Raw genomic sequence first — 4610 nt, 5'->3', positions numbered from 1 at the left:
GGGCTGCGCCGCGGTGTGTGATCGCCGCCGCGGGGGATTTCTTCTGCCCGCCGCAACGCCGATCCGCCACGACGGCGCCCTCCGGCGGTGCGTCGGGCGGAACCCCGGATGTCACCGGAACCCGGGCGGAGCCTACGTCGTGCCGGGGCCCGGGCCGATGTCCTCCGACGTCGGTGGGGCCTGGCGGCGGTCCGGGGCCTGTTCGAGGCCGGGGGCCGGGGCCGTGTTGATGCGCGGCAGTGCGTACGGGTGTTCCCGCCGCAGCCACTCGATCAGCTGCTCCCGCACCACGCACCGCAGCGTCCAGATGTCGTCCGCGTCCTTCGCCGTCACCAGCGCCCGCACCTGGATCGTCGTCGGGGTCGTGTCGGTGATCACCAGGCTCCAGGACCGCCCGTCCCACTCCGGCAGCTCCTTGAGGATGCCGTGCAGCCGTTCCCGCATGAGGTCTATGGGCGTGGAGTGGTCCAGGTGGAAGAAGACCGTGCCGGTCATCCGGGGGTTGCTGCGGGACCAGTTCTCGAAGGGGCGGCTGGTGAAGTACGACACCGGCATGGTGATGCGCCGCTCGTCCCAGGTGGTCACCACCAGATAGGTGAGCGTGATCTCCTCGACCCGGCCCCACTCGCCGTCCACGACGACCGTGTCCCCGATGCGCACCACGTCGCCGAAGGCGATCTGCAGCCCGGCGAAGAGGTTGGCGAGCGTGGACTGGGCCGCCACACCGGCGACGATGCCCAGCAGTCCGGCCGAGGCCAGCACGGACACCCCGGCGGCCCGCATGGCCGGGAAGGTGAGCAGCATCGCCGCCACCGCGACCACGCACACGACGGCCGTGACGATCCGCCGGATGAGCGTCACCTGGGTCCGTACCCGGCGCACCCGGGCCGCGTCCTCGGCGCGCGCCGCGTAGCGCGCGTAGGCGGCCTCCACTATGGCGACGGCGACCCGCACCACCAGCCACGCGCACGCGCCGATGAGCACGAGCGTCAGGACCTGGCCGACCACCTCCTCGTGGTCCGGCAGGATGCCGGCCGAGCGGAAGCTGGCGCGCAGCAGCGCCGTGCACAGGACGACCTGGAGGGGCAGCCGGCACCGGCGCAGCAGGTCCCACAGGGGCGTCTCGGGGTGCCGCTCGTCGATTCTGCGCAGGACGTGGTCGGCCGCCCACCCCACGGCCAGGGTGAGGATCAACGCTCCGCCGGCGACGGACAGCGGACGCAGTACGCCCTCCATGGACACCTCGGCTCCTTCCGGCCGGCTGCTGCGGGGCACTCACCGGGTGGCGCTCGCTCCCGACCGTAGCTGGCACGATGGGAGGCACGCGATCCACCTGTTAGGAAGTGACTCCAGTGGCGTCCTCTACCACGATTGTCCTTTTTCATTCGGCCTACGGCCTGAGGCCGGCCGTGCACGCCGCCGCCGAGCGCCTGCGCGCCGCCGGGCACGAGGTCCACGTGCCGGACCTCTACGAGGGCCGGACCGCGGACACGGTGGAGGACGGCATGGCCGTCAAGGACGAGATCGGCCGCGAGGAGCTGCTGCGCCGCGCCGTCACCGCGGTGGCACCGCTGTCGGACCGGGGCCTGGTCTACGCCGGCTTCTCGCTCGGCGGCTCGATCGCGCAGAACCTGGCGCTGGGCGACGAGAAGGCGCGCGGCCTGCTGCTCCTGCACGGCACCTCGGACCTGGCCGACGACGCCGCCGTGGACGAGCTGCCCGTCCAGCTGCACGTCGCCGACCCGGACCCCTTCGAGCCGCACGACTGGCTCAACGCCTGGTACCTGCGCATGGGCCGGGCCGGCGCGGACGTGGAGGTCCACAGGTACCCCGGGGCGGGGCACCTGTTCACTGACCCGGACCTCGCGGACTACGACGAGGAGGCCGCGGAGACGACCTGGCGCGTCGCGCTGGCCTTCCTGGAGGAGATCGGCGGCTAGGAGCCGCCGGGCACCGGCGCCGGGCGCGGATCACCGTACCGGCGTCTTCACCCGCTCGACCTGCTGCGTGCCCGAGCGCGTCCGGTACGACCGGCTCCACTCGCTCGTCGCCTTGGGGTCGGTCTTGTCGGAGAGGACGTAGTAGTCCATCTGCGCCTGCTCGGGGGTGATGTCGAGGACCCCGTAGCCGTGGGAGTCCATGTCCACCCACTTCGCGTGCCGGTTGGCGGCCTTGATGGCGGTGACCGCGGCGAGCGAGAGGGTGTGCGGGGCCACGCCCAGCAGGTCGTCCAGGTTGTCGGAGCTCACCGACGTGACGACGAACTCGGTGGCGACGGACGGCGACAGCGGGTACGTGGCGGCCTTCTTGGGCACGTCGTTGGCCCAGGCCATGTGGATGTCACCGGTCAGGAAGACGGTGTTGCGGATCCCGCGGTCGCCGAGGTGGCCGAGGAGCTCGCGCCGGTCGTCGGTGTAGCCGTCCCACTGGTCGGTGCTGACGGCTATGCCGCCGGTGGGCAGGCCCAGCAGCTTGGCGAGCGGCTCCAGCAGGTGGGCGGGCAGGGCGCCGAAGGCGAACGGGGAGATCATCACGGGGTTGCCGACGAGGCGCCAGGTGGTGTCGGAGGAGGCGAGCCCGGCCTTCAGCCAGTCGAGCTGGGCGCGCCCGGTGATGGTGCGCTCGGGGTCGTCGGCCTTGCCGTTGCCCGGCTTGACCTGCTGCGACCGGAAGGATCTGAGGTCCAGCAGGTGCAGGTCGGCGAGGTTGCCGAAGCGCAGGCGGCGGTATGTGGTGCCCTCGGTGGACGGGCGCACCGGCATCCACTCGAAGTAGGCCTGCTTGGCGGCCGCCATGCGCGCGGCCCACTCGCCCTCGGCGCCGGGGGTGTGGTTCTCGGCCCCGCCCGTCCAGGTGTCGTTGGCGAACTCGTGGTCGTCCCAGATGGCCACGAAGGGGTGGGCCCGGTGGAGGGCCTGCAGGTCGGGGTCCGTCTTGTAGCGGCCGTGCCGGGTGCGGTAGTCGGCGAGGGTGACGATCTCGTGCGCCGGCGCGTGCGGGCGGACCACCTGCTTCGCCGGCGGGTAGATGCCCGAGGCGTACTCGTAGATGTAGTCGCCCAGGTGCAGGACCGCGTCCAGGTCGCGGCGGTCCGCGAGGTGGCGGTAGGCGGCGAAGTGACCGGACTCCCAGTTGGCGCAGGAGACGACGCCGAAGCGGATGCCGGCGGCGGCCGCGCCCGCCGCGGGTGCCGTACGGGTGCGGGCGGCGGGGGTGTGCGCGCCGCCGGCGGTGAAGCGGAACCAGTAGCCGGTGGCCGGGCGCAGGCCGCGGACGTCCGCCTTGACGGTGTGGTCGCTCGCGGCCGTCGCGGTGACCGTGCCGCGGGCGGCGACCCTGCCGAACGCCTCGTCCTCGGCGACCTCCCAGGCGACCTCCACGTCCGCGCCGCGGCCCGAGCCGGGCACGGCGTCGGGGGAGGGCGTGACGCGCGTCCACAGCAGGACGCCGTCGGGCAGCGGGTCGCCCGAGGCGACGCCGTGGAGGAACGCGGGCGGGTCCGCCGCGTACGCAGGGGCGGCTCCGGCCAGCGGGAGGAGGGCGACGGTCGCGGCGCCGGCGACGGCCGTGACGGCGGTGCGGCGCGATATGCAGGAGTCGGTGGTCACGGGCCATCACCTTACTGCCCGGTAAGCCCCGGGGCGGACGAAACCTGACAGTTCGTCCGCCCCTCACCGCCCTGTCACTACTTCTTCGGGCCGAATTCCTTGTCGATCGCCGCGATGAAGGACTCCTTGGCCATCGGCGGGTTGCCGTTCGGGCCCTTCAGCTGCTTGTCGCCGTGGAGCAGGGCCGGGGTGCCGCCGATCTTGTTCTTCTCGAACAGCGTGCCCATCTCGACGGCCCACTTGTCGTAGGTGCCCTCGTTGACGGCCTTCTCGAAGTCCTTGTTGCCCTTCAGGGCCGGGACCTGCTGCGCGATCTCGATCAGGCGCGCGTCCTTGGCGAAGGCGTCGTCGCGCTCGTCGGGGTGGTTCTTCGGGGAGTAGAGCGCTTCCTTGTACGCGACGAAGGCGTCCGGGCTGACGTTGAGCGCGGCGCCGAGGGCGCTGACGGCGTTCTTCGAGCCGGTGCCCTTGGCCAGGTCGTCGATGAAGTTCACCATGACGAACCGGACCTTGTAGCGGCCGTCCTTGACGTCCTGGCGCAGCTGGGCGCCGGACTCGTTCTCGAAGGCGGCGCAGGACGGGCAGCGCGGGTCCTCGTAGACCGTGAGGGTCTCCTTGGCCTTGGCGTCGCCGAGGACGATCTCGTTGCCGTTCTCGCCGGTGGTGTTGGCGGGCTTGACCAGGGTCTTGTCGCCCGCCCAGCTGCTCGCGCCGTCCTTGCTGTCGCTCATGTTGGTCACGGCGTAGCCGACGCCGCCGGCTATCGCGAGGACGACGACGATGGCGCCGGCGACGACGAGCTGACGGCGCGTCTTGTCCCGGCGGGCCTGGCGCTCGCGCTCGGCGCGCAGCCGCTCGCGGGCGGCCTGCTTGTTCTGGTGGCTGTTGCGGTTGCTCATGATGTCTTCTCCGGTGTGGACGTACGGAATGCGGGGGATCGCCGGGCTCAGGCAGCTGCCGGAGCGAGGGGCGGTCCGCGCCGTACGACGGAGTGGACGAGGA

At 72.1% G+C, this 4610-nt stretch carries 4 protein-coding genes; 1 reads left to right on the top strand and 3 read right to left on the bottom strand.

Annotated elements, in window-relative coordinates; all coding sequences use genetic code 11:
• Window positions 1-132: 132 nt before the first annotated feature.
• Window positions 133-1236 carry a mechanosensitive ion channel family protein gene (locus V7793_RS33785; RefSeq protein WP_336013515.1) on the bottom strand — a complete coding sequence of 368 codons (1104 nt, stop codon included), beginning with the start codon at window positions 1234-1236 and terminating at the stop codon, window positions 133-135.
• Window positions 1237-1352: 116 nt separating this feature from the next.
• Here V7793_RS33785 and V7793_RS33780 point away from each other — a divergent pair, with 116 nt between their 5' ends.
• The gene (locus V7793_RS33780) at window positions 1353-1940 is read left to right on the top strand and encodes a dienelactone hydrolase family protein (protein ID WP_168090826.1); all 588 of its coding nucleotides are present in this window, start codon (window positions 1353-1355) and stop codon (window positions 1938-1940) included.
• A 30-nt stretch (window positions 1941-1970) separates the two neighbouring features.
• Here V7793_RS33780 and V7793_RS33775 read toward each other — a convergent pair whose 3' ends face one another.
• Window positions 1971-3608 (bottom strand): alkaline phosphatase D family protein, encoded by a 1638-nt coding sequence (locus V7793_RS33775; RefSeq protein ID WP_336013514.1) that lies wholly within the window; start codon window positions 3606-3608, stop codon window positions 1971-1973.
• A gap of 77 nt (window positions 3609-3685) precedes the next feature.
• Window positions 3686-4507, bottom strand: a complete 822-nt coding sequence (locus V7793_RS33770; RefSeq protein ID WP_336013513.1) for a thioredoxin domain-containing protein — start codon at window positions 4505-4507, stop codon at window positions 3686-3688.
• Window positions 4508-4610: the final 103 nt, after the last annotated feature.

Source organism: Streptomyces sp. KLMMK (genome assembly GCF_036961605.1).
GTDB classification, from domain to species: domain Bacteria; phylum Actinomycetota; class Actinomycetes; order Streptomycetales; family Streptomycetaceae; genus Streptomyces; species Streptomyces telluris.
The sequence above is the reverse complement of the archived record's forward strand: the minus strand, read 5'-3'. Positions and strand labels throughout refer to the sequence as shown.